General features: G+C 64.5%; 17 protein-coding genes and 1 tRNA gene. 11 read left to right on the top strand and 7 right to left on the bottom strand.

Annotated elements, in window-relative coordinates; all coding sequences use genetic code 11:
• Positions 1-30: 30 nt before the first annotated feature.
• The 4 genes from CVV68_RS01830 to CVV68_RS01815 form a co-directional block, all read right to left on the bottom strand.
• A complete protein-coding gene (locus CVV68_RS01830) occupies positions 31-879 on the bottom strand; it encodes a carbohydrate ABC transporter permease (protein WP_110499289.1) in 849 nt (282 codons plus the stop codon).
• A 58-nt stretch (positions 880-937) separates the two neighbouring features.
• Entirely contained in the window at positions 938-1,927 is a 990-nt protein-coding gene (locus tag CVV68_RS01825) for a carbohydrate ABC transporter permease (protein ID WP_110499288.1), read from the bottom strand.
• 77 nt (positions 1,928-2,004) lie between these two features.
• A complete protein-coding gene (locus CVV68_RS01820) occupies positions 2,005-3,243 on the bottom strand; it encodes an ABC transporter substrate-binding protein (protein ID WP_110499287.1) in 1,239 nt (412 codons plus the stop codon).
• Positions 3,244-3,298: 55 nt separating this feature from the next.
• The gene (locus CVV68_RS01815) at positions 3,299-4,624 is read right to left on the bottom strand and encodes an L-fuconate dehydratase (RefSeq protein ID WP_110499286.1); all 1,326 of its coding nucleotides are present in this window, start codon (positions 4,622-4,624) and stop codon (positions 3,299-3,301) included.
• A gap of 207 nt (positions 4,625-4,831) precedes the next feature.
• Here CVV68_RS01815 and CVV68_RS01810 point away from each other — a divergent pair, with 207 nt between their 5' ends.
• Together CVV68_RS01810 and CVV68_RS01805 are read left to right on the top strand one after the other, a co-directional pair.
• Positions 4,832-5,737, top strand: a complete 906-nt coding sequence (locus CVV68_RS01810) for a fumarylacetoacetate hydrolase family protein (protein ID WP_211320686.1) — start codon at positions 4,832-4,834, stop codon at positions 5,735-5,737.
• Positions 5,738-6,496, top strand: coding sequence for an SDR family NAD(P)-dependent oxidoreductase (locus tag CVV68_RS01805; protein WP_110499285.1), 759 nt, complete (start codon positions 5,738-5,740; stop codon positions 6,494-6,496).
• Positions 6,497-6,740: 244 nt separating this feature from the next.
• On the opposite strand, the gene CVV68_RS01800 is transcribed toward CVV68_RS01805, so the two are convergent.
• Entirely contained in the window at positions 6,741-8,921 is a 2,181-nt protein-coding gene (locus CVV68_RS01800; protein ID WP_110499284.1) for a RecQ family ATP-dependent DNA helicase, read from the bottom strand.
• Positions 8,922-9,080: 159 nt separating this feature from the next.
• On the opposite strand from CVV68_RS01800, the gene CVV68_RS01795 reads away from it, so the two are divergent.
• The 4 genes from CVV68_RS01795 (at position 9,081) to CVV68_RS01780 (ending at position 12,753) form a co-directional block, all read left to right on the top strand.
• Positions 9,081-10,496 (top strand): phosphomannomutase/phosphoglucomutase, encoded by a 1,416-nt coding sequence (locus CVV68_RS01795; protein ID WP_110499283.1) that lies wholly within the window; start codon positions 9,081-9,083, stop codon positions 10,494-10,496.
• 33 nt (positions 10,497-10,529) lie between these two features.
• Positions 10,530-11,012, top strand: a complete 483-nt coding sequence (locus tag CVV68_RS01790; RefSeq protein WP_110499282.1) for a hypothetical protein — start codon at positions 10,530-10,532, stop codon at positions 11,010-11,012.
• A 3-nt stretch (positions 11,013-11,015) separates the two neighbouring features.
• Positions 11,016-11,459 (top strand): RrF2 family transcriptional regulator, encoded by a 444-nt coding sequence (locus tag CVV68_RS01785; protein ID WP_110499281.1) that lies wholly within the window; start codon positions 11,016-11,018, stop codon positions 11,457-11,459.
• A 121-nt stretch (positions 11,460-11,580) separates the two neighbouring features.
• Positions 11,581-12,753: a globin domain-containing protein gene (locus CVV68_RS01780; RefSeq protein WP_110499280.1), complete on the top strand. Its 1,173-nt coding sequence runs from the start codon at positions 11,581-11,583 to the stop codon at positions 12,751-12,753.
• Between the two features lie 69 nt (positions 12,754-12,822).
• Here the strand turns inward: CVV68_RS01780 and CVV68_RS01775 are convergent, their stop codons facing one another.
• On the bottom strand, positions 12,823-14,655 hold the full coding sequence (locus CVV68_RS01775) for a phosphoenolpyruvate carboxykinase (GTP) (RefSeq protein ID WP_110499279.1): 1,833 nt from the start codon (positions 14,653-14,655) through the stop codon (positions 12,823-12,825).
• Positions 14,656-14,929: 274 nt separating this feature from the next.
• On the opposite strand from CVV68_RS01775, the gene CVV68_RS01770 reads away from it, so the two are divergent.
• Positions 14,930-15,002: transfer RNA gene (locus CVV68_RS01770), tRNA-Arg, on the top strand.
• Positions 15,003-15,859: 857 nt separating this feature from the next.
• Here CVV68_RS01770 and CVV68_RS01765 read toward each other — a convergent pair.
• Positions 15,860-16,591, bottom strand: a complete 732-nt coding sequence (locus CVV68_RS01765; RefSeq protein ID WP_110499278.1) for a FadR/GntR family transcriptional regulator — start codon at positions 16,589-16,591, stop codon at positions 15,860-15,862.
• 418 nt (positions 16,592-17,009) lie between these two features.
• On the opposite strand from CVV68_RS01765, the gene CVV68_RS01760 reads away from it, so the two are divergent.
• From CVV68_RS01760 to CVV68_RS01745, 4 genes are all read left to right on the top strand, one after another.
• The gene (locus tag CVV68_RS01760; RefSeq protein ID WP_110499277.1) at positions 17,010-18,635 is read left to right on the top strand and encodes an ABC transporter substrate-binding protein; all 1,626 of its coding nucleotides are present in this window, start codon (positions 17,010-17,012) and stop codon (positions 18,633-18,635) included.
• Between the two features lie 151 nt (positions 18,636-18,786).
• On the top strand, positions 18,787-19,743 hold the full coding sequence (locus CVV68_RS01755; RefSeq protein ID WP_110499276.1) for an ABC transporter permease: 957 nt from the start codon (positions 18,787-18,789) through the stop codon (positions 19,741-19,743).
• A gap of 3 nt (positions 19,744-19,746) precedes the next feature.
• The gene (locus CVV68_RS01750) at positions 19,747-21,795 is read left to right on the top strand and encodes a dipeptide/oligopeptide/nickel ABC transporter permease/ATP-binding protein (RefSeq protein WP_110499275.1); all 2,049 of its coding nucleotides are present in this window, start codon (positions 19,747-19,749) and stop codon (positions 21,793-21,795) included.
• Positions 21,792-22,613, top strand: a complete 822-nt coding sequence (locus CVV68_RS01745) for an ATP-binding cassette domain-containing protein (protein WP_110499274.1) — start codon at positions 21,792-21,794, stop codon at positions 22,611-22,613. Before CVV68_RS01750 ends, CVV68_RS01745 begins: the two co-directional genes overlap by 4 nt.
• Positions 22,614-22,670 lie beyond the last annotated feature (57 nt).

The following is a 22,670-nucleotide window of genomic DNA, read 5'->3' as shown; positions in this document are numbered from 1 at the left end:
ATTGATTTGTTGTAGCTGGTTTCGGGCTGTTTAACGGCCGCCCAGGCCGCTGGTCACGATGCCTTTGACCAAGTGTTTTTGCAGCAGCACCAATAGCACAAAGGTCGGTGCCATAGAGATGACCGAAGCGGCCATCACCAAATGCCACTGGCTGCCCTGCTGGCCAAAGAACATCTGCAGGCCAAGCGGAATGGTGCCCAGGTCGTTAACATCGTTGATGACGATAAGTGGCCAAAGGAACGAATTCCAGTAGCTGATAAAACTGAAAACGGCCAGAACTGCCATCGTTGGCTTGGCCAGGGGCACCATGACCAGGAGGAATGTCTTGATGGTTCCGGCACCGTCCACCCTTGCGGCGTCGTCGAGCTCCTGTGGCACTCCCATGAAGAACTGCCGCAGCAGGAACGCACCCAACGCCGTGAATGCCCACGGAATGATCAGTGCCTGAAAGGTATTGACCCAGTCCATCTTCTGCATCATGACGAACATCGGCACCACCAGGACTTCCTGTGGGATCATCAGCGTCGCCAGAAAGACCATGAAGACAAGATTCCGTCCACGCCAGCGCTGCCGGGAGAATGCGTAACCGGACAAGGCGGCCACGATCAGGTTCACCGCGGTTCCAAGCACTGCCACCAAGAGGCCGTTACCCATGAATTTCAGGAACGGCATGTACGTCAGGGCCTCGGAGTAGTTGCTCCAGCGGATGGAGGAGCCGATCAGTGTTGGCGGGATGCTGAAGACGTCTGCCGGCGGCTTGAGTGATGTTGCCAGCATGTAAATCAGCGGCGAAAGGAAGGCCAGTGCGATCAGGCAGAGGATGCCATACCCTATGGCCTGTCGAATGCGGCCGGGCCCGGACCGGTGTCGCTTTGCCATTGGGCCCTGCGATGGCAGCTTGGGCCGTTCGCTCTTTCCGGGGGCGAGAGCCGTCGCTTCATGCGTCATAGTGCACCCACTTTTTCTGGCCGAGGAACTGGACCGCGGTGATGCCCAGGATGATCACGAACAGGACCCACGCGGCAGCTGACGCCATGCCCAGCTGGTGAAATTGGAACCCCTGGTTGTAGATAAAAAGGACGATGGTGGAGGTTGAGGTTCCCGGGCCGCCCTTGGTCATGATGAACGGTTGGGCAAAAACCTGAAACGACGTTATGAGCGTCATCATGGTGGCGAAAAAGATCGACGGCGAGATCATGGGCAGCTTGATCCGATAGAACACCGTCCAGGGCCGGGCCCCGTCCAGTTCCGCCGCCTCGGTGAGGCTCTCGGGCACAGCGTCCAGTGCTGAGGAAAAAATGAGCATGTTGTAGCCGAATCCCTGCCAAACGCTCATGACCACTATGGAAAACATGGCCCAATGTTCGTCGCCGAGAAAGTTTGGCGCGTGGATTCCCAGGGTTGACTGCATCAGTCCGTCAATGAGGCCGCCTGGCTGGTACAGCATCCGCCAGACCACCACGTTGGCCACGACCGGGGTAATGGCCGGAATGAAGAAGATGATCCGGAAGATGTGCCGTCCCTTGATCTTTGGTGTCAGCCAGGCTGCCAGCCCCAGCGACACCACCAGGTTCATCGGAACGTAGAGCACCACGAACAGTAGGGTGTTCAGCACCACCTGTCCAAAGATGGGGTCGGCCAAGAGGTGTTGATAGTTTCCGAGCCCCAGCCATTTCTGCTGGCCCATCATGGGCCAGTTGTGCAGGCTGATCCACAATGACGCCCCTATGGGCAGCAGTGTGAAGAGTGCCAGACCTACACCATGTGGCAGGGCGAAGAACGGCCCCCAAGCCGTCTGCCGGCCGAGCCCACCGGAATCCTTCCGAGCCGCCCGCCGCCTGACGGACACGGCCGGCCTTTTCTGCCCGTCGGGTTCTGGATCGGGCGCGTCGGACCTTTTCAGGCCCGGGCTTGCTTGAATCGCCATCTCTGACTACCTCTTCCACAAAGTCTCGTCGCGGCAGGACTCGCCATGCCGAATTCGTCTGCATCGGAACCACCCACCTACTGCGGAAGCTGGCTGGCGATGTCCTTCATGACTCCGGCAGCGGAATCCTGGCCGTTGAACGACTTCACCAGATACTGGTTGAACAGCTGACCCAGTTGATCGCTGTTGGGGCTGCTTGGCATCGGAACGGCGGTGGTCGAGGCAGCCTTGATGGTGGCGTCCGCACCGGGAATGGCGGCATGGTCAAACCAGTTGGCCTGCTCGGCGGTGCGCGCGGACAATGCCCGGCCCGCAGTGGCAAGTTCGCCGAGCATGCCGGGCCCGGTCATGGTTTCGAGCGCCTTAAAGGCCTGGTCCGGGGTCTTGCAGTTCTTGGAGATTCCCCAACCGCTGCCGGCACTAAATGTTGCCGTCCCGCCGGAGCCGGCCGGCAGCGTTACGATGCCCACATTGAACTTTGCCTTTGCCTTCGCGTCAAGGAGCGACCACGGGCCGTCAATGTTCATGGCGGTACTGCCCGCCAGGAACTCGTTGTTGCCAAATGATGAGTCCCCGCCGGCAATCGGTGCGGCCACCTTCTCAACATTTGTCAGGTCGGATACCCACTGCAGTCCTTTGGCGAACTGGGGATCCGAGGCGTTGATGGTGCCATCGGCGCCGACCACCCGGCCGCCGTTGTAGGCCAATACCTGAGATTCAATATTAAGGTCAGCGGAGTTCTGGGCGATGGCGTACTTGCCTGCTCCCGAGAGCTTTTTGGCATCAGCCAGAAACTCCTCGGTGGTCCAGCCTGGTTTGGGGTCGGCTAGCCCGGCAGCCTTGAACTTGTCCTTGTTGTAGAACATGACCATGGGACCGACGTCGTATGGCAGTCCGTACAGATTTCCGTCAGCCGAAAGCCCGGTAATCATCGATTTGTCAAAGTCCGCCAGATTGACATTGTTTTTCTTCACCAGGTCGTCGAGGGGCAACAGCCCGTCCTTCAAGGCTGTCGTGCGCAGGCTTTGGACTGCCACCAGGCACGGGGCCGAATTGGAACTGAGCTGGGTGCTCATTTTGGTGAAGTAGTCAGCGAACGTTGATCCCTGGAGGGTGATGTGGACGTCCGGGACCTTCGAGTTGACGGTGTCGGCAACCTTTTGCCATGCGTCCTGGTCAGCCGTCCCGCCGACCCACATGGCCCATGTCATGTCTGTCTTGCCACCGGCGTTCGACGGCTCACTGCCGCTGCCACAGCCTGTCACTCCGAGCAGTCCCAGGGCCAAAACTCCGGCCAACAACGCTTCTTTGCGCATAGTTCCTCCATACGGGTCGTTTATTGCTGATTTGATGAAATTTCAGGGGTGGGGCTTAGGCGCAAACCGCCTCGGCGGCCACGTGTCCGGACCAGACTGGCCCGTGCGGGAACCCGAAGGTTTCTATCACCCCTGGCAGCATTTCGCTGCCGCCGCCCGGGGCCAGCGGCGGCCAGTAGCAGCCATCGTGGACGTGTATCGGGGTGACGAAGTGCTCGTGCAGGTGGTCAACGAACTCGATCATGCGGTCATCCTTTTGTCCCGACACCGCCACAAAGTCGAACATGGACAGGTGCTGGACGGCCTCGCACAGGCCCACGCCGCCGGCATGAGGGCAAACGCGGACGCCGAACTTGGCAGCCAGGAGCAAGATGGCAACGTTCTCGTTGACCCCGGCCACGCGGGCGGCGTCAATCTGCAGCACCTGCAGTGCGTCTGCCTGGAGCATCTGCTTGAACATGACCCGGTTTTGCACGTGCTCGCCGGTGGCCACCGGGATCGGGGCAACACCGCGGGCGATCGCGGCATGCCCGAGAATGTCGTCCGGGCTGGTCGGTTCCTCAATCCACGCGATGTTGAAGGGGGCCAGGTGGGCCATCCATTCGATGGCCTCGGCCACGCCCCAACGCTGGTTCGCGTCAACGGCAATTCCGATGTTGGGCCCGACGGCGGTGCGCGCGGCACGCAGCCGGCGCACGTCGTTCTCGAGGTTGCCACCAACCTTGAGCTTGATCTGCTTGAATCCGTCGGCGACGGCCTCCCTGGCCAGTCGCGTCAGTTTCTTGTCCGAATAGCCCAGCCATCCCGGCGTCGTCGTGTAGGCCGGGTAGCCTTCGGCCAGCAGTGTTGAGGTGCGCTCCGCCCGGCCGGGGACGGCGTCGCGCAGAATCCGGAGTGCCTCATCGGGGCTCAGGGCGTCGCTGATGTAGCGGAAGTCCACCAGGTCCACGAGCTCTTCGGGTGTCATCTGGGCCAGAAGCTGCCACAGCGGCTGGCCGGCGCGCTTGGCCTTCAGGTCCCAGAGCGCGTTGATGACGGCTCCGATGGCCATGTGCATGATGCCCTTTTCCGGGCCCAGCCAGCGCAGTTGCGAATCGTTAATGAGCTCCCTGTAAGTGGCGCCCATGTCTGCCAGCAGACCTTCGGCGTTGCGGCCGAGGAGGTAGGGGGTCAGTGCTGTGATGGCAGCCGTCGCCACATCGTTGCCGCGACCGATGGTAAACACAAAACCGTGGCCTTCGAGGCCGTCACCGCTGTCCGTGACAACGCGCAGGTACGCCGCGGAGTAATCCGGGTCCGGGTTCATGGCGTCAGAGCCGTCCAACTGCCGCGACGTGGGAAAGCGGACGTCGCTCGTCTCCACCGCGATGACTGTACTCACAGGACTGCTCCTCAAAATTGTCACGGAACCAAAAAATCTAACGCAAGCTAAACATCTGATGTTTTGAATGTCAATAGAGCAATTAATGACGAAATTCCCCAAACATGTGAGTATTGTTGATTGAAAGCTCAGATGTTAAGGCCGGATCGAAGTGATTCGCACCGACCACGGACATCCCTGATTTCAAACTTACGAGGATTCATTTTCATGAAGATTGCACGTCTTGGCGGGCAGGGGCGGGAAGTCCCCGTTGTCATCGCCACCGGTTCCAACGGGGTGGAGCGCAGCTACGATGCCCGGCCCCTCACCCACGACATTGACGGAGCCTTCCTGGCCGGGGGCGGGATCGCGAGGCTGCGTGAGGCCGTCGTCCGCGGTGAACTCCCCGAGCTGGAAGGCGCGGGCGCCCTGCGGATCGGTTCCCCGCTGGCACGGCCCAACAACGTCGTGTGCATCGGCATGAACTACGCGGCGCACGCCGCCGAGTCCGGGGCCGCACCGCCCACCATTCCGGTGGTGTTTCTCAAGCCGAACAACACCGTGGCCGGCCCGTTCGATGCCTCTCCCATCCCGCCGCTGTCGGCCAGGTATGACTGGGAGGTGGAACTCGCTGTGGTCATTGGCCGCGACGTCAGCTACCTGTCCAGCGTTGGGGAAGCCGCCGGCGCCGTGGCCGGCTATGTCATTGCCAATGACCTTTCCGAGCGTGAGTACCAGATCCCGGGTGCTGCCGGGCAGTGGACCAAAGGCAAGTCCCTGCCCAAGTCCACACCGCTGGGTCCGTGGCTGGTGCCCGCCGACGAGGTCGACGCCGGTGCGCTGCAGCTGCGCAGCTGGGTCAATGGCCAGCCGCGCCAGGATTCCAACACCGTTGACCTGATTTTTGACGTCCCCACCGTCATCCACCACCTGAGCCAATATATGGTGCTCGAGGCCGGTGACGTCATTCTCACTGGCACCCCCGAGGGAGTCGCGCTCTCCGGCCGGTTCCCGTACCTCCAGGACGGCGACGTGGTGGAACTTGAAATTGCCGGTCTGGGCCGCCAGCGCCAGGAATTCTTCCGTGCCGGCGCTGGACCCACAAACACCGCAGCTACCGCCCGGGAGGCCTAAATGAGCCAGGAAATGACCAATCTCACCGCCATTGTCACCGGCGGCGCCTCCGGCATCGGCGCCGCGATCGCGGCCAGGCTCCAGGGCATGGGCGCCTCCGTGGCGGTCCTTGACCTGAACCCGGCCGGGCTGCCTGCCGGCCAGCTCGGCTTTGCCTGCGACGTCTCCGACGACGCCTCCGTCAAGGCCGCCATTGAAGGCACCGTGGCGGCGTTTGGCGGCGTGGACGTCGTGATCAACAACGCCGGCATTGGCGCCCAGGGCACCGTTGAGTCCAACGACGACGCCGAATGGCACCGGGTGTGGGACATCAACGTGGTCGGCATGGTCCGTGTGGCACGGGCCGCCCTGCCGCACCTGCGCAAATCTCCGGCCGCCGCCATCGTGAACACCTGCTCGATCGCAGCGACCGCCGGGCTCCCGCAACGCGCCCTGTATTCCGCCACAAAGGGCGCCGTGCTCTCTCTGACCCAGGCCATGGCCGCCGACCACCTGCGCGAGGGCGTGCGTGTCAACGCCGTGAACCCGGGCACGGCCGACACCCCGTGGATCCGGCGGCTCATGGACGCCTCCCCGGACCCTGCAGCCGAACGGGAAGCCCTGAACGCCCGCCAGCCGCATGGCCGCCTGGTCAGCGCGGAAGAAGTAGCCGGCGCCGTGGCCTACCTGGCCAGCCCGCTCTCCGGCTCTACCACCGGCACCTCCATCGCCGTCGACGGCGGCATGCAGGCCCTCCGCCTGCGCCCCGTCGGACTGTAGGCAACGCCGCGATGGCGCAGGCTGCCGGGCGGCGATGTATCCCCACGCAACATGGCGGCGGGGTTGGTGTTCACGTAGACCGCGTAAAGGAGACTGCAAGGCCGCCCGCGGCCGTCAGTCGAATAGTCCCCAAGCGCTCCCACTGCTCGCAAGCTCTCAGGGGGTCCCTCGCGGCAGTGGGCCCCTGCGGCGGGCCCTCACGCTCGCGGGCCCAGCCGAGTGAATGCTGGCTCCGCCGCCTTGGTTACCCGGCCTGGGCGAGCACCAGCGGGAGGACCTGGCCCACGCCGGCCTGGCGGAGGGCGCGGCCGGCCACGGTCAGGGTCCAGCGGCTGTCCACCAGGTCGTCAATGAGCAACACGGGTCCGCCGCCGTAGGACGCGATGGCGGCGGCCAGGTCCGGGCCCACACTGAACCTGTCCCACACCCCGGCCAGCCGGTACGCGCTGTTGCCGCCGCGTTCGCCCGTGGGACCGCCAAATTCCAGCGACAGCTGACCCAGATATGGCAGCTGGCCGATCTCGCACATGGCCTGCGCCAGCGAGCCCACCAGCTGCGGCTTGCTCCGCGACGGCATGGCCACCACGGCGACCGGACGCCCCTGGCCCGCCCAGCGTGCCTGCCCCCAGTCGCGCAGGACGGCGACCACGGCCTGCGCCATGGCCGGGTCGACGGGCGCGTCCGGGGCGCCGGCGGCAAACCTGGCCCGCAACGCATTGCCCCAGCCAAGGTCCGTCAGCCTGGCCAGCGCCCGCCCGGGTCCCACCTGCTCCTCCGGCTTGAGCTTGCCTTTGACCTGCACGCCGAGACTGTCCATGCCGGTGGGCCACAGGGTGCGCGGGTCAACGGGCAGCCCGGCATGGCTCAACGATTCGCTGGCCGCGGCCGCGGCGCCGGAGCCGATTTCCGTGGGGAACCAACGCCCGGCGCAGCCGTCACAGCGGCCGCACGGCGCGGCCGTGGAGTCGTCCAGCGCGGCGGCCAGGTACTCCATGCGACAGCCGGTCATCTGTTCATATTCAACCATCGAATCCTGCTCATCGACACGGGCCTGGGCAATGCGCTGGTACCGCTCGGCGTCGTAGGCCCAAGGCTGTCCGGTGGACTCCCACCCACCGGATACCCGCCGCACTGCCCCGTCCACGGCCAACACCTTCAGCAGCAGTTCCAGCGGCGTGCGGCGCAAGTCCACCCGGGCCTCCAGTGCAGGTGTGGACATGGGTCTGGCGGCCTCCCCCAAGGCCCCCAAAACAGCCATGGCCTTCTCCTGGGAAGGCATGGAGGCCGTGGCAAAGTACTGCCAGATGTCCTTGTCCTCGCTGCCGGGCAGCAGCAGGACATCGGCGTTCGCGCTGCCGCGGCCGGCACGGCCCACCTGCTGGTAGTACGCCACCGGGGACGACGGGGCTCCGAGGTGGACCACAAACCCCAGATCCGGTTTGTCGAAGCCCATGCCCAGGGCGCTCGTGGCCACCAGCGCCTTGACTTGGTTGTTCTTCAGCGCCTCCTCGAGTGATTCACGGTCCATGGGGTCGGTTCTGCCGGTGTAGGAGCGCACCACGTGCCCGGCCTCTGCCAGCAGGCGCGCCGTGTCCTCGGCGGCGGACACCGTCAAGGTATAGATGATGCCGCTGCCCGGCAGCTCGGCCAGGTGTGTGAGCAGCCAACCCAGGCGGTCCCTCGAATCCGACAGCCGCAGAACGCCCAGCCGCAGCGACTTGCGGGCCAGCGGGCCGCGGATGGTGAACACGCCGGTGCCCAACTGTTCCTCAATGTCCGCAACCACCCGCGAATTGGCGGTGGCCGTCGTCGCCAGCACAGGAACCGACGCGGGCAGCTGGGCAATCAAGTCCGCTATGCGGCGGTAGTCCGGGCGGAAGTCGTGGCCCCAGTCGGAAATGCAATGGGCTTCATCAATGACCAGCAGGCCGGTGCGCCGGATCAGGGTGGGCAGCTGGTTTTCACGAAACGACGGATTGGTGAGCCGCTCCGGGGACACGAGCAGCACATCCACCTCGTCGGCGGCCAACGCGGCAGAGACCAGGTCCCATTCGGTGGCATTGGCGGAGTTGATGGCCATGGCCCGCACACCGGCACGCTCGGCGGCCGCCACCTGGTCCCGCATCAGGGCAAGCAGCGGCGACACAATCAGCGTGGGGCCGGCGCCGCGGGCACGCAACAGCAGCGAAGCGACAAAGTACACGGCCGATTTCCCCCAGCCCGTGCGCTGAACCACCAGTGCGCGGCGCCCGGCGTCGACCAGCGCCTCGATCGCCTCAAACTGGCCGTCATGGAAATCCGCATCGGCACGCCCCACCAAATTGCGCAGAACCACCAACGCCTGATCGCGGGTGGATGCAGGATCCTGGACGGCAGGATCCGTGACGGCGGTGGGCTGCTGGAGCGGGGACTGGCTTGGTGTCATGTCCCCCAGTATTCCAGTGGGGGCCGGCACCCTGCCCAATCACGGGCACGTCGGCAGCGATCTGTGGACAACGCGAGACTGTGGACAACCAGCCCGGGCACTTTTCATGAGTCCCGCCGCTTCCCTGCGCCCCGGCATGGCGCCCGGTAGCATGGAGGCGTGACTACTGCAGAAAATGTACCCGTTGACCTGTCCATCTCGTTCAAGGCCTACGACGTGCGAGGCATTGTGGGCGAGACCATCACGGCCGACTCCGTCCGGGCCGTTGGCGCCGCGTTTGTAGACGTGCTGGGATTGAACGGCGAGACCGTTCTGGTGGGCGGGGACATGCGTCCTTCGTCCCCCGGTTTTTCACAGGCCTTTGCCGAAGGTGCTTCCGGGCGCGGGGCCCGTGTCCAGCTGCTGGGCCTGATCTCCACCGATGAGCTGTACTTTGCCTGCGGCGCCTTGAACGCAGCCGGCGCAGTGTTCACGGCAAGCCACAACCCGGCCGAATACAACGGCATGAAAATGGCCAAGGCCGGCGCCGTTCCCGTCTCCTCCGAGACCGGCCTGATGGACATCCGGGACCTGGCCCAAAAGTACCTGGCGGAGGGCATCCCCGCTGCCACCGGCGCCGGCACCATTGCGGCCACCGACGTGCTGAAAAAGTACTCGGAATACCTGCGCAACCTCGTTGACCTCTCCGGTTCCCGCCCGCTGAAGGTTGTGGTGGATGCCGGCAACGGCATGGCCGGCATGACCACCCCCGCCGTCCTCGGCGACACTCTTTTGCCGGGCCTGCCCTTCGAGATCGTTCCGCTCTACTTTGAACTGGACGGCACCTTCCCGAACCATCCGGCCAACCCGCTGGAGCCGGCCAACCTGCGCGATCTGCAGGCCGCCGTCGTTGCGCATGGCGCGGACATCGGCCTCGCGTTCGACGGCGACGCGGACCGCTGCTTTGTCATCGACGAGCTCGGCGCACCCGTTTCGCCGTCGGCCGTCACTGCGCTGGTGGCCCGCCGCGAGATCGCCCGCGCCCAGGCGGGAGGGGAGGAACACCCCGCCGTCATCCACAACCTGATCACCTCCCGCGCCGTGCCGGAACTGATCGCGCACGACGGCGGCCGCCCCGTCCGCACCCGCGTGGGCCACTCCTTCATCAAGGCCCGCATGGCCGAGGAAGGGGCCGTGTTTGGCGGCGAGCACTCCGCCCACTACTACTTCCGCGACTTCTTCAACGCGGACACCGGCATGCTGGCCGCCATGCACGTCCTGGCCGCCCTCGGCGAGCAGGAGGGCCCGTTGTCCGAGCTGGGCCGCGAATACGAGCCGTACGCCGCCAGCGGGGAAATCAACTCCCAGCTCGCCGACGTCCCGGCCGCCGTGGCCCGGGTGCGCGCCGCCTACACGCGCGACGACGTCACCATCGACGAGCTCGACGGGCTCACCTTCACCGCCGCCGACGGCACGTGGTGGTTCAACCTGCGCGCCTCCAACACCGAGCCGTTCCTACGTCTGAACGCCGAGGCCGTGGACGCCGTCACCATGGCGGACATCCGCGATGCCGTGCTGGAACTGGTCCGCCAGTAGCCCCGAATCCCAACAAATTTTCAGGAGCATTCAATGGATGAAAACACCGCTTCCGGGACACCCGGGACAGCCGATGGCGAAGCCGACAGGCTGGTCCAGGAAGACCTGAACAAGCTGATCGGCACCGCCCTGGGTGTTGCCGGCGACCAGATCGAGAGCCATGGCGCCTTCGTGCCCGTGGGTCTTGTGGTCAGCAACGACGGCGACATCAGTCTGGTGGCCGTCTCCCCCACCTCACCCAACGGTGGGGCCGGCGAGGCGGAAACCGAGCTGGACGCGGATGCGATGATCGCGGACCTCGTTGAGGCTCTCACGCAACAAAAGGGACAAAACCGGGCGGCCGCCGTCGTGTGCGACATTCATTTGCCGGACGATTCCACGGACGCCATCCACGTCATGGCCGAGCACAGCAGCGGCGTGAGCGTCTCCGCCGTGCGCCCATACCGGCAGACGCCCGGCGGGTGGGATTTTGGCAATCCCTTCCTGGAACCGGGCGAGAAACAAATCTGGGCCTAGCCGGTGCGGATCAACGCGTTTTCCGATGTGAGCCTGCGCGTGCTCATGGTGCTGTCCACGGAGCGGGAGCTGCTGACCACCCGCACCATTGCCGATGCCGTGGGCACGCCGTACAACCATGTCAGCAAGGCGGTCCTGAAGCTGCGCCAGATGGGCCTGGTGGAGGCTGTCCGCGGGCGGGCCGGCGGGGTCCGCATCTCGGATGCCGGCCTGGCCGCCACGGTGGGCGGCGTGCTGCGCATTCTGGACGACCGCCAGGACGTTGCCGACTGCCAGACCGACATGGGTGACTGCCCCCTGGCGCATGGGTGCGGCCTGCGCGGGGCACTCACCCTGGCCAGGGAGGCATTCTACGCTTCGCTGGACAATGTGACGGTCGCCAGCCTCGTCCGTGCGCCTTCCCCCGAGCCCGTCGAGGTGACCTTGCTCACGTCCCGGCTGGCCTGATCCGCGCCGTCCCGGCAATTTTTCTACGTCTTGTAGAAATGGATGGTTTTATTTAACTTAAATGTCGCATTTGAAATGCTACTTTGGGACTATCAGCCGCAATGCAGCCCAAGGAGTAACGATGCTTTCGGAAAAATCCCGCCCGTTGATAGAAGCCACACTGCCATTGGTGGGTTCCCGCCTGGGTGCCATCACGCCAAACTTTTACAGCCGCATGTTTGCCGCCCGCCCCGAGCTTTTGGACGGACTGTTCAGCCGCGCCAACCAAAACAACGGCGAGCAGCAAAAGGCGCTGGCCGGCTCCATCGCCGGTTTCGCCTCCGCCCTCGTGGCCAATCCTGATGTCATCCCGGAACAGATGCTCAGCCGCATCTCCCACAAGCACACCTCCCTCGGCATCACCGAGGACCAGTACGACATTGTGTACAAGTACCTGTTCGAGGCCATTGCCGAGGAGCTGGCCGACGTCATCACGGCCGAGATCGCCGAGGCCTGGACCGAGGTGTACTGGCTCATGGCCAACGCCATGATCAAGATTGAAAAGGGCCTCTACGCCCTGCAGGCCAATGACAAGATGTGGATGCCGTGGACCGTGGTGGAAAAGAACCCGGCCGGCACCGACTGCATAACATTTGTGCTTGAGCCCGCCGACGACACTCCCGTCACGGCCGGCCGGCCCGGCCAGTATGTCTCGGTGAAGGTGGCACTGCCGGACGGCCTGCTTCAGTGCCGCCAGTACTCCCTCTCCGCCGATGCCGCATCAACCACACACCGGGTGTTCACCACCAAGCGCGACGACGGCGGCGAGGTCTCGCCCGTCCTGCACCGGGACGTGTTGGTGGGGGACGTCGTCGAGCTTTCCAACCCCTATGGCGATGTCACGCTGGACGACAGCGACGGACCGGTCGTGTTTGCCACGGCAGGGATCGGCTGCACGCCGTCCGCATCGGCGCTGCGCTCCCTGGCCGCCAACGGTTCCGGCCGCGAAGTCATGGTCCTGCACGCCGAAAAGAACCTTGAGGCCTGGGCGCTGCGCGAGCAGATGACCGGTGACGTTGACGCCCTCGACGGCGCCGAACTGCAGCTGTGGCTGGAGGAACCCACAGAGGGATTCAACACCGGGTTCATGACCCTGTCGGGATTGGACCTACCGGCGGACGCCTCCATGTACGTGTGCGGGCCGCTGCCGTTCATGAAGGCCATCCGCAACCAGGCCATCGACGCCGGGATCCCGGCCGCGAAGATCCACTACGAGGTGTTTGGCCCCGATCTCTGGCTCGCCGGCGCGAACTAGCAACCCCAACTAAGACGCAGTAGTTGCTGAAAACGGAATCATTTTCAGCAACTACTGCGTCTTAGTTGTTTAATAGGCGGCGAAGCGGGCCTTCAGCTCGGCGAGCTGGCCGGCCATCTCAGCCGGGAGGGAATCACCAAAACGGGCGTACCATTCCTCGATGCCCTTCAGTTCCTCTTCCCATTCGGCAGGAACCACCCTTAGTGCCTCTTCAACGTCCGACGCCGCGACCTCCAAGCCGCTCAGGTCCAGGGAGGCGAGGGTGGGGACATACCCGATCGGCGTCTCGACCGCGTCTGCCGTGCCCTCGATGCGCTCGATGGCCCACTTGAGCACGCGGCTGTTCTCACCAAATCCGGGCCAGGCGAAGCCGCCGGTGGAGGTGCGGCGGAACCAGTTGACCAGGAAAATCTTGGGCAGCCGGGCCTGGTTGCCATTCGCCGAAAGGTCCAGCCAGTGCTTGAGGTAGTCCCCGGCGTCGTAGCCGATGAACGGCAGCATGGCCATGGGGTCCCGGCGCACGACGCCGACGGCGCCGGATGCTGCGGCGGTGGTCTCCGAGGACAGCGTGGAACCCATGAAGATGCCGTGGCTCCAGTCGCGGGCCTGCGTCACGAGCGGGATGGTGGTCTTGCGGCGCCCGCCAAACAGGATGGCGTTGATTTCCACACCCTCCGGGGAGAAATAGTCCTTTGAGAGCATGTCCACCTGGTCGATGGGCGTGCAGAAGCGGGAGTTGGGGTGCGCGGCGGGGTGGCCGGACGCGGGTGTCCAGCTGTTGCCCCGCCAATCCGTGAGGTGGGCGGGGACCTCGTCGGTCATGCCCTCCCACCACACGCCGCCGTCGTCGGTGAGCGCAACGTTGGTGAAGATGGAGTTGCCCTTGGAGATGGCCGCCATGGCGTTAGGGTTCGTGGACCAGCCGGTGCCGGGAGCCACGCCAAACAGCCCGGCCTCGGGGTTGACTGCCCGCAGCTCGCCCTCCTTGCCAAAGCGCATCCAGTTGATGTCATCGCCCAGTGTCTCGGCCTTCCAGCCCGGAATGGTCGGATCCAGGAGAGCCAGATTCGTCTTGCCGCAGGCCGACGGGAACGCCGCGGCCACATGGTAGGACTTGTTCTCCGGGCTGGTGAGCTTGAGGATGAGCATGTGCTCGGCCAGCCAGCCTTCGTCGCGGGCCATGACGGAGGCGATGCGCAGGGCAAAGCACTTTTTGCCCAGCAGCGCGTTGCCTCCGTAGCCGGAGCCGTAGGAGAAGATGGAGCGCTCTTCCGGGAAGTGCACAATCCACTTTTCATCGCTGCACGGCCAGGCAACATCCTTGTCGCCCGGTTCCAGCGGCGCACCGACGGAGTGGAGTGCCGGGACAAAGAACGCGTTGGTCAGTTCGATCTGGCGCAGCACGTCGGTGCCGATGCGGGCCATGATGCGCATGGAGGCGACCACGTAGGCGGAATCGGTGATTTCGACCCCGAACTTGGGGTCTTCGGCGTCGAGCGCGCCCATGACGAACGGGATGACGTACATGGTCCGTCCGCGCATGCTGCCGGCGAAACGGTCCTTCAGGATCGCCTTCATCTCCGCTGGATCCATCCAGTTGTTGGTGAAGCCGGCATCGTGCTTCTTTTCGGAGCAGATGAAGGTGCGGCCTTCAACGCGGGCAACATCCTTGGGATCTGAGAACGCCGCGAAGGAATTCGGGAACAGCTCCGGGTTCAGCCTGGTCAGCGTCCCGGCTTCCACCATTTCGTGCGTGAGCGCCGCATACTCTTGCTCGGACCCGTCAACCCAATGGATTTCCTCCGGCCCGGTGAGCTCCGCAATCTCAGCGACCCAGGCGGCGAGGCCGGGGTGGGTGGTCATTGCCTGCTCAACAGAATCCTGCACTGGCGCGTGGCCCATCTTGTATCCCTTCATTGGGTCAGTGGTGTGTCTAAATGCTATGGCCCGAAAATCGGTGTATTCGGGCATTGGACATGGGACCTACGGCCATGCCTCCTTCCTGCAATGCCTAGAATCCGGTGATTTAATGCTTTGCCGCCTGCGCGAGATGTGAGACAGATCACCTAGACCGGTATAGTGCCGGGGAGCACCGGACTTTCGATTTGTACACACAGCCGTGAACAGGTTAGAGTTATTCACGGCCCGAGGGTCGAAAGTAAAAGAAACTGAACATGCGTGCGTAGCTCAACGGATAGAGCATCTGACTACGGATCAGAAGGTTGGGGGTTCGAATCCCTTCGCGCGCACTTTGCAGGAATGAGTCCCGGGCTTCGGCTTGGGACTCATTTGTTTAAACACCCAGGCCGGAGTCAGCTGGTTGGGAGCCTGGCGGGTTGGCGGGCAAAGTACGGGCAAGGCCCAGAAGAGGTGCGGTTGATGGTTCCGCACCGGCGGCTCGGACGCTGACCCCTCAAGCTGGTGCCAGCGTCTGGGGCTGGTGTTAGCACCTGGGGCTGGTGTTAGCTTCCAGACCGGTAGTTGGAACGCCGTTTTTGGACCAGACACCAGCACACGTGTGCCCGAATCGCCACGACCCACTGGACGGGCGGATCCGTGCCACCGTCGCAGGCGGGCACCGCCGGGACCGGCAGGCACCGGAGACATAGGCTGGCTGGCGCCGCCGTCACGGGCAGATGCGTGCCGCCATCGTCATTCGCAGGGTGCCGCCGGGACCGGCAGGCGCCGGAGCCGGGCGGCATCTCCTTGCCAAGCAGGCAGCCCCCGCTCTCGGGGCAACGGGATGAACCGGTCTACCTCATGTTGGGAGCGCCGGCGGGCCAGCCGGGCTGGGCCCAGGCCGCCACCGGTTCAGCGTGGCGGGGCTGCCGGATAGGCGGGATCCGCCGTCTTGCCCATAACCGGCCCTGCCCCGAGTCGCGCCCGTAACCGGCCCTGCCAGGAGTCGCGCCCGTAACCGGCCCTGCCCCGACCCTGTGGGCGCCGAGGGACTGCCAAGCCTTGCTCCCCAGCCAGACCCTAACCTCGCACGACGCAGACGCGCCCGCGGGACCAAACTCGACAAAGGACGGGTCCACGCGTACGACTCGACACCGGACAGGCCCGCGCGCACGACTCGACACCGGACAGGCCCGCGTACGAGTCGTCAGTTCGCTTCCACGAACTCCTTGATCTTGTGGCGAATGCCGTCAAAGTGGCGGCTCAGGAGCTCCGAGGCGGTGACGGCGTCCTTGGCGGCGACCGCGTCGTAAATGGCACGGTGCTGGGTTGCAGTGTGGACCAGGTCGGTGGTGGTGATGCCGATTTCCAGGTGGATCTTGCGGTAGACCTTCCAGAAGACGCTCATCAGGTTCATTAGGAGGTCGTTGCCGAGGGGCTCGAAGAGGAGCCGGTGGAATTCGGCGTCGGCTTCGGTGAAGGTTTCACCGCGGCTGGCCAGCGTTTCCATCTTGGCCACCGCTTCCTCGATGTGGAGCAGCTGCCGGGCGGTGGTCTGGCCAATGCAGCCGCCAATCAGGCCGGACTCCAGTGCCTGGCGGATGTCCACCAGCTGCAGCGCCTCAAGCCCCTCGTGGCGCAGGGACAGGCGGCCGCGGAACGTCAGGCCGTCGGCCAGCGCGTCAAAATTGCTGGGGGCCACAAACATGCCGAAGCCGTGGCGGATTTCAATGACCCCGAGCGCCTGCAGGACCTTCAGCGATTCACGCAGCGTGTTGCGCCCAACGCCGAGGACCTCGGACAGTTCATTCTCCGTGGGCAGGGGGTCGCCGGCATCCAGGTCCCTGTCCAGGATGAGCTCCATGATGTCGGCCTGTAGGGCGCGCAGGCGCACTTGGGCACTGAAACGTGCACGCGGTACTACTGTGGAAGTGGCCAACGGAACTCCTAGTTTTTGGCGAGTGAAGTGTCGTTTCTCACGTTAGTAGGTGAAATCCGGCGATGGTGACTTAAAACATAGAATATCGGATGTCCCACCACTAGCCTACAGCGTGGCCCGAAAGGCCGACATCCAGCTGCGTCCCAGGCCACAGCACCCGTCCACTCGGGCCGGATCGAGGCCGACAGGGAAGGGCGCGGGACCGAACGGGAATGCAATGTCCTTCCGTTCGCACCGCGGGCCACCATCGGCGAATGCGGCCAGTCCGGCCAACACGGGAACAGCGCGGGACCAACTTGTTGCCAAAGCGAGACCAACATGGCACTTGACCAATTGCTGTGACGGCAATTACAGTTTCCTCATAAGCATCGGACGTCCTACATCCGATAACTAGCAAACGAAATGGTGAGTCAACCGAATGAGCAACTCTCTTCAGAACCTGCCTTTGAACCAGGCGTCGCGGCGCACGTTCCTCAAGGCCGCCGGCGTCCTTGGAACCGCAACCGCATTCACCGCCACGCTGGCAGCCTGCGGCGGCCCGTCGAAGTCGACGGCCAAGGGCGCAGCCAACACGGGCACAGTCAACAAGGACCTCTCCATTGAGGCCGGCATCTCCTACTCACTGTCAACCGGCTTCGACCCGATGAGTTCCTCGGGCGCAACGCCGCTGGCCGCCAACCTGCACATCTTCGAAGGCCTGGTGGAACTGCACCCGGCCACGCGCGAGCCCTACAACGCCCTTGCGGCCTCGGATCCCAAAAAGATTGACGATAAGACCTACCAGGTCACCATCCGCGACGGCGCCAAGTTCCACGATGGCTCCGCCGTCACCACCGACGACGTTGTCTATTCGTTCGAACGCGTGCTGGACCCCGCCAACGCGGCCCTGTTCGCCCAGTTCATCTTCTTCATCGACTCCGTGAAGAAGGTTGATGCCAAGACCGTCGAGTTCAAGCTCAACACCCCGTTTTCCGGCTTCGGCCCCCGCATCTCCGTCGTCAAGGTGGTCCCCAAGGCCCTGGCCGCGAAGGACCAGAAGGCCTTCGACGCCAACCCCGTGGGCACCGGACCGTACAAGTTCGTTTCCGCGGCCAAGGACGACAAGATCGTCTTCGCCCGCAACGACGCCTACAACGGCCCGAAGCCGGCACTGGCCAAGGACATGACCTGGTTCCTGCTCGCCGACGCCAGCGCCCGCGTGACAGCCATGCAATCCGGCCGCGTCCAGGCCATCGAGGACGTCCCCTACCTGGACGTTGACGCGCTCAAGAACAAGGTCGACGTCGAGTCCGTCCAGTCCTTCGGCCTGCTGTTCCTGATGTTCAACCTGTCCAAGGCCCCCTTTGACAAGAAGGAAGTCCGCCAGGCCCTGCACTACGCCCTGGACAAGGAATCCATCATCAAGACGGCCATGCTCGGCAACGCCACCGCCGCCTCGTCGTACTTCCAGCCGACGCACCCGGCCTACCAGAAGGCGTCCACCGTCTACGGCTTCGACGCCGCGAAGGCCAAGTCGCTCCTCGCCTCCGCCGGCGTGACGAACCTGAAGCTGACGCTGACCACCACGGACACCGCATGGGTCAAGGACGTCGCTCCGCTGATCAAGAAGAACTGGGACGCCATCGGCGTCAACACCACGCTGGAGTCGCTGGCTTCGGCCGCCGTGTACGCCCCGGACAAGGTCGGCGGACTGAAGTACGACGTCGTTGCCGCCCCCGGCGATCCCTCCGTCTTCGGCAACGACGCGGACATCCTGCTGAGCTGGTTCTTCCGCGGCGACACCTGGGCCAAGAACCGCTTCGCCTGGAGCGGCTCGGCAGAATACAAGGAGGTCCAGACCAAGCTCAACGCCGCCGTCGCCGCCTCCGACGCCGATGCCAAGGTCCTGTACAAGGAAATCGTTGACATCATCGCCGACGCCGTCCCCCTGTACCCGATCTTCCACCGCAAGCTCCCCACCGCCTGGGACGGCAAGAAGCTCAAGGGCTTCCAACCGCTGCCCACCACCGGAGTGGCATTCATCGGCGTGGGCCGGACCTCCTAGGTCCAGACACGCATCACAGACCAGGAGGGGCTGTGGCCTTCCGGCCACGGCCCCTCCCGTCTCACACCATCTTTACTATGACGCAGCACACAGTGCCCACTGGACCGGTGCACACTGACGCCGTGTTGAAATTCGAACCGGAGTAAGTACATTGGCAAACTTTTTGCGACTGCTTGGCCGCAGGCTCGCAGCGCTTCCGTTGATGATCCTGGGTGTCACCCTGCTGGTCTTCGTGGTGCTGCAGTTCGCTCCCGGCGACCGTGCCGTTGCCGCACTGGGTGAAGGGGCCACACCCGCGGCCCTGGCGCAGTACCGCGCGGCCAACGGCTTCAACGACCCCCTCTTCATTCAATATTTCCGCTACCTGGGGCACCTGATCACCGGCAACTTTGGATCCACGCTGCCGCCAGCCAAGCCCATCACCGAAGTCATTGCCAGCGCCTTCCCCGTCACCTTGGAGCTCACGTTCCTGGGCGTGTTAATCGCGGTTGTCATTTCCCTTGTCTTTGGCGTTCTTGCGGCCCTATACCGGGACACCTGGGTGGACCAGCTCATCCGGGTCTTCTCCGTGGCAGCCATCGCCACCCCCTCCTTCTGGCTGGGCATCCTGCTCATCCAGTGGTTTGCGCTGGGCGACAACTCCTGGTTCCCGTCCGGCGGGCTGGCCGACCCCTCCGAGGGCTTCTCCGGCTGGCTCAGCTCCATGGCCCTGCCCGCGCTGGCACTGGCCATCCCAGTATCAGCCTCCCTGATCCGCGTGGTCCGCACCTCCATGGTGGAGGAACTGGACCGCGACTACGTGCGCACGGCGATCGGCAACGGCGTCCCGTACCGCACGGTGGTTTCCCGCAACGTCCTCCGCAACGCCCTGGTCACCCCGGTGACCGTGCTGGGACTTCGCATCGGGTACCTGCTCGGCGGCGCCGTCGTGATTGAAATGATCTTCTCGCTGCCCGGCATGGGCCAGCAAATCCTCAACGGCATCACCAACTCAGACACGAACCTGGTCCAGGGCGTGGTCCTGGTCATTGCCGTGACATTCGTGATCGTGAACATCTTCGTTGACCTGCTCTACCTGCTCATCAACCCCCGAATCAGGACGGTCTAAGCCATGCGCAGCAAACTTGCCGAACGGCTAAGCGCACCGGGCCTGCGGTTCAAGGCCCTCACGCTGGGGTCCAAGCTGGCCCTGCTCTTTCTGCTTTTCATTGTCATCGTGGCCATATTGGCTCCCTGGATTGCCCCGCACAACCCGCTCGAGACCGGCGACCCCGCGCAGGCGCCGGACGGCACCCACTGGTTTGGCACCGACAGGATCGGCCGGGACGTCCTCTCCCGCCTGCTCTACGGAGCCCAGGCATCGCTGATGATCGGCATCGGTTCGGTGGTTCTGGCCATCGCGCTGGGCGCCACGCTCGGCGCCGTGGCGGCGACGTCGTCCAAGACGGTCAATGAGATCATCATGCGCGTCATGGACGTCCTGATGGCCTTCCCCGGCATCGCCCTGGCCGCCGTGCTGCTGACCGCGTTCGGCAACTCGGTCCCCACCATCATCCTTGCGATCGCCATCATCTACACGCCCCAGCTTGCCCGGGTGGTGCGTGCCAACGTGCTGGCCCAGTACGGCGAGGACTATGTCAGGGCCGAACGCGTCATCGGCGCCGGCCGCACATACATCATGCTCAAGCACATTGTGCGCAACACCGCCGCCCCCGTGCTGGTGTTCGCGACGGTCATGGTGGCCGACGCCATCATCCTGGAAGCCTCGCTGTCCTTCCTGGGCGCCGGCATCCAGGACCCCGATCCCAGCTGGGGTAACGTCATCTCCTACGGCCGCAACCTGGTGCTCTCCGGCGGCTGGTGGGCAACCACCTTCGCCGGCCTGGTCATCCTGCTGACGGTGCTGGCTCTGAACATCCTGGCCGAGGGCCTGACCGACGCCATGGTGAATCCCCGCCTGCGCAAGGCCGCGCCGGTGAAGGACGACGACGGTTCCGCCGCGGCCGCGCTGGCGCTCGCCAAGGCCGATGCCGCCGCCCGCGCAGCCATCGAGGACCCGTTCGCCGCCCTGGACAAGGAACTGCTGCTGCTGCAGGCCGTGGAAACCCGGCGCACCGACCGCCTCCCCCAGGTGGCCCCGGACGCCCGGGTGATCCTGGAAGTCAAGGACCTTTCCATCCGCTTCCCGGGCCGCTACGACGAGACCCCCATCGTGGACAAGGTCTCCTTCACCGTCCGCGAAGGCGAAACCATGGGCCTGGTGGGCGAGTCCGGCTGCGGGAAGTCCATCACGTCACTGGCTATCATGGGACTGCTGCCCAAGACGGCCGAGGTCACCGGCTCCATCAAGTTTGACGGCCTCGAGCTGCTGGACCCCGCCACGAAGCACAGCTCCGCCAAGGCCTACACCGGCCTGCGCGGGGAGCAGATCGCCATGGTCTACCAGGATGCGCTCAGCTCACTGAACCCGTCCATGCTGATCAAGGAGCAGATGTTGCAGCTGACGCGCCGCAACGGCCGCAAGACCCCGGCGGAACTGCTGGAACTGGTCAAGCTGGATCCTGTGCGCACGCTGCGGAGCTACCCGCACGAACTGTCCGGCGGCCAGCGCCAGCGCGTGCTGATCGCCATGGCGCTCTCCCGCTCGCCCAAGATCGTGGTGGCCGACGAGCCCACCACAGCCCTGGACGTCACGGTGCAAAAGCAGGTCGTGGACCTGTTGAACGAGCTGCGCGAACAACTGGGCTTCGCCATGGTGTTCGTCAGCCACGACCTGGCCCTGGTGGCCTCGCTGGCCCACAAGATCACGGTCATGTATGCCGGCCAGGTGGTGGAATCCTCGCAGGCTTCGGAGCTGCTGGCCTACCCCACGCACGAATACACCCGTGGATTGCTCGGCGCCGTACTCTCCATCGAGTCCGATGCCGTCCGGCTCCACCAGATTCCCGGCACGGTCCCGTCCCCGCGCGAATTTGCCTCGGGTGACCGTTTTGCCAGCCGCTCGCAGCGTCCCGATGCCGACCCGGAGCAGCAGCTGTCCTTCGTGCCGATTACCCGTGACGGCGTCAAAACGGAGCACTACTGGGCCAGCCACAAGCGCGAGGACGCCCTGGCCGGCGCCGCCTCCGCCCGCGTTGGCGAAACGGAAGGTTCAAAATGAGCAAGCACGCAACGGCTCCGGCCGCCAACACCCCGGTCATTGAGCTGAAGGACCTGCACGTCCACCACCGCACGCGTTCCGGCGGACTGTTCAAGCCCAGCTACGTCAAGGCCGTCAACGGCGTGGACTTCACCATCAGCCGCGGCGAAACCGTGGGCATTGTGGGCGAGTCCGGCTGCGGCAAGTCCACGCTGGCGTCCGTGCTGGTGGGGTTGCAGACACCTACCTCTGGCCAGGTGCTTTTCCATGGCAAGCCCGCCATCAAGCGCAACGCCGCCATGCGCAAGGAGTTTGGGCGTTCCGTCGCTGTGGTCTTCCAAGACCCCTCGACGGCGCTGAACCCGCGCATGACCATCCAGGACATCCTGCTTGACCCGCTGGTTATTCACGGCATTGGCAATGGCGCATCGCGTCTGGCCAAGGTGCGCGAACTGCTCTCGCTAGTTGGCCTGCCGCAGTCGGCAGCCGAGGTCACGCCGTCGCAGGTTTCCGGTGGACAGCGGCAGCGCGTGGCCATCGCCCGTGCCCTGGCGCTGGGCCCGGACATCATGGTGGCCGACGAGCCGACCTCTGCGCTGGACGTCTCCGTCCGCGCCCAGGTGCTGAACCTGCTCTCGGATCTGAAAAAGGAACTGAACCTGGGCATGGTGTTCATCAGCCACGACATCCAGACGGTCCGCTACGTGTCCGACCGGATCTGTGTCATGTACTACGGCGAGATCGTCGAGCAGGGTCCGGCGGAGCAGATCTTCGATCACCCCACCAACGACTACACCAAGAAGCTGCTCGGCGCCGCGCCGTCGCTTCTGCATATCTAGCGCTTCTGCGTGTCAGGCATTCCCCCAGTTTCCCCCTATTAATCAACAGCAATTTTG

It is taken from the genome of Arthrobacter livingstonensis, assembly GCF_003219815.1.
Lineage (GTDB): Bacteria > Actinomycetota > Actinomycetes > Actinomycetales > Micrococcaceae > Specibacter > Specibacter livingstonensis.
This window is presented reverse-complemented; position numbering and strand designations above follow the sequence as displayed.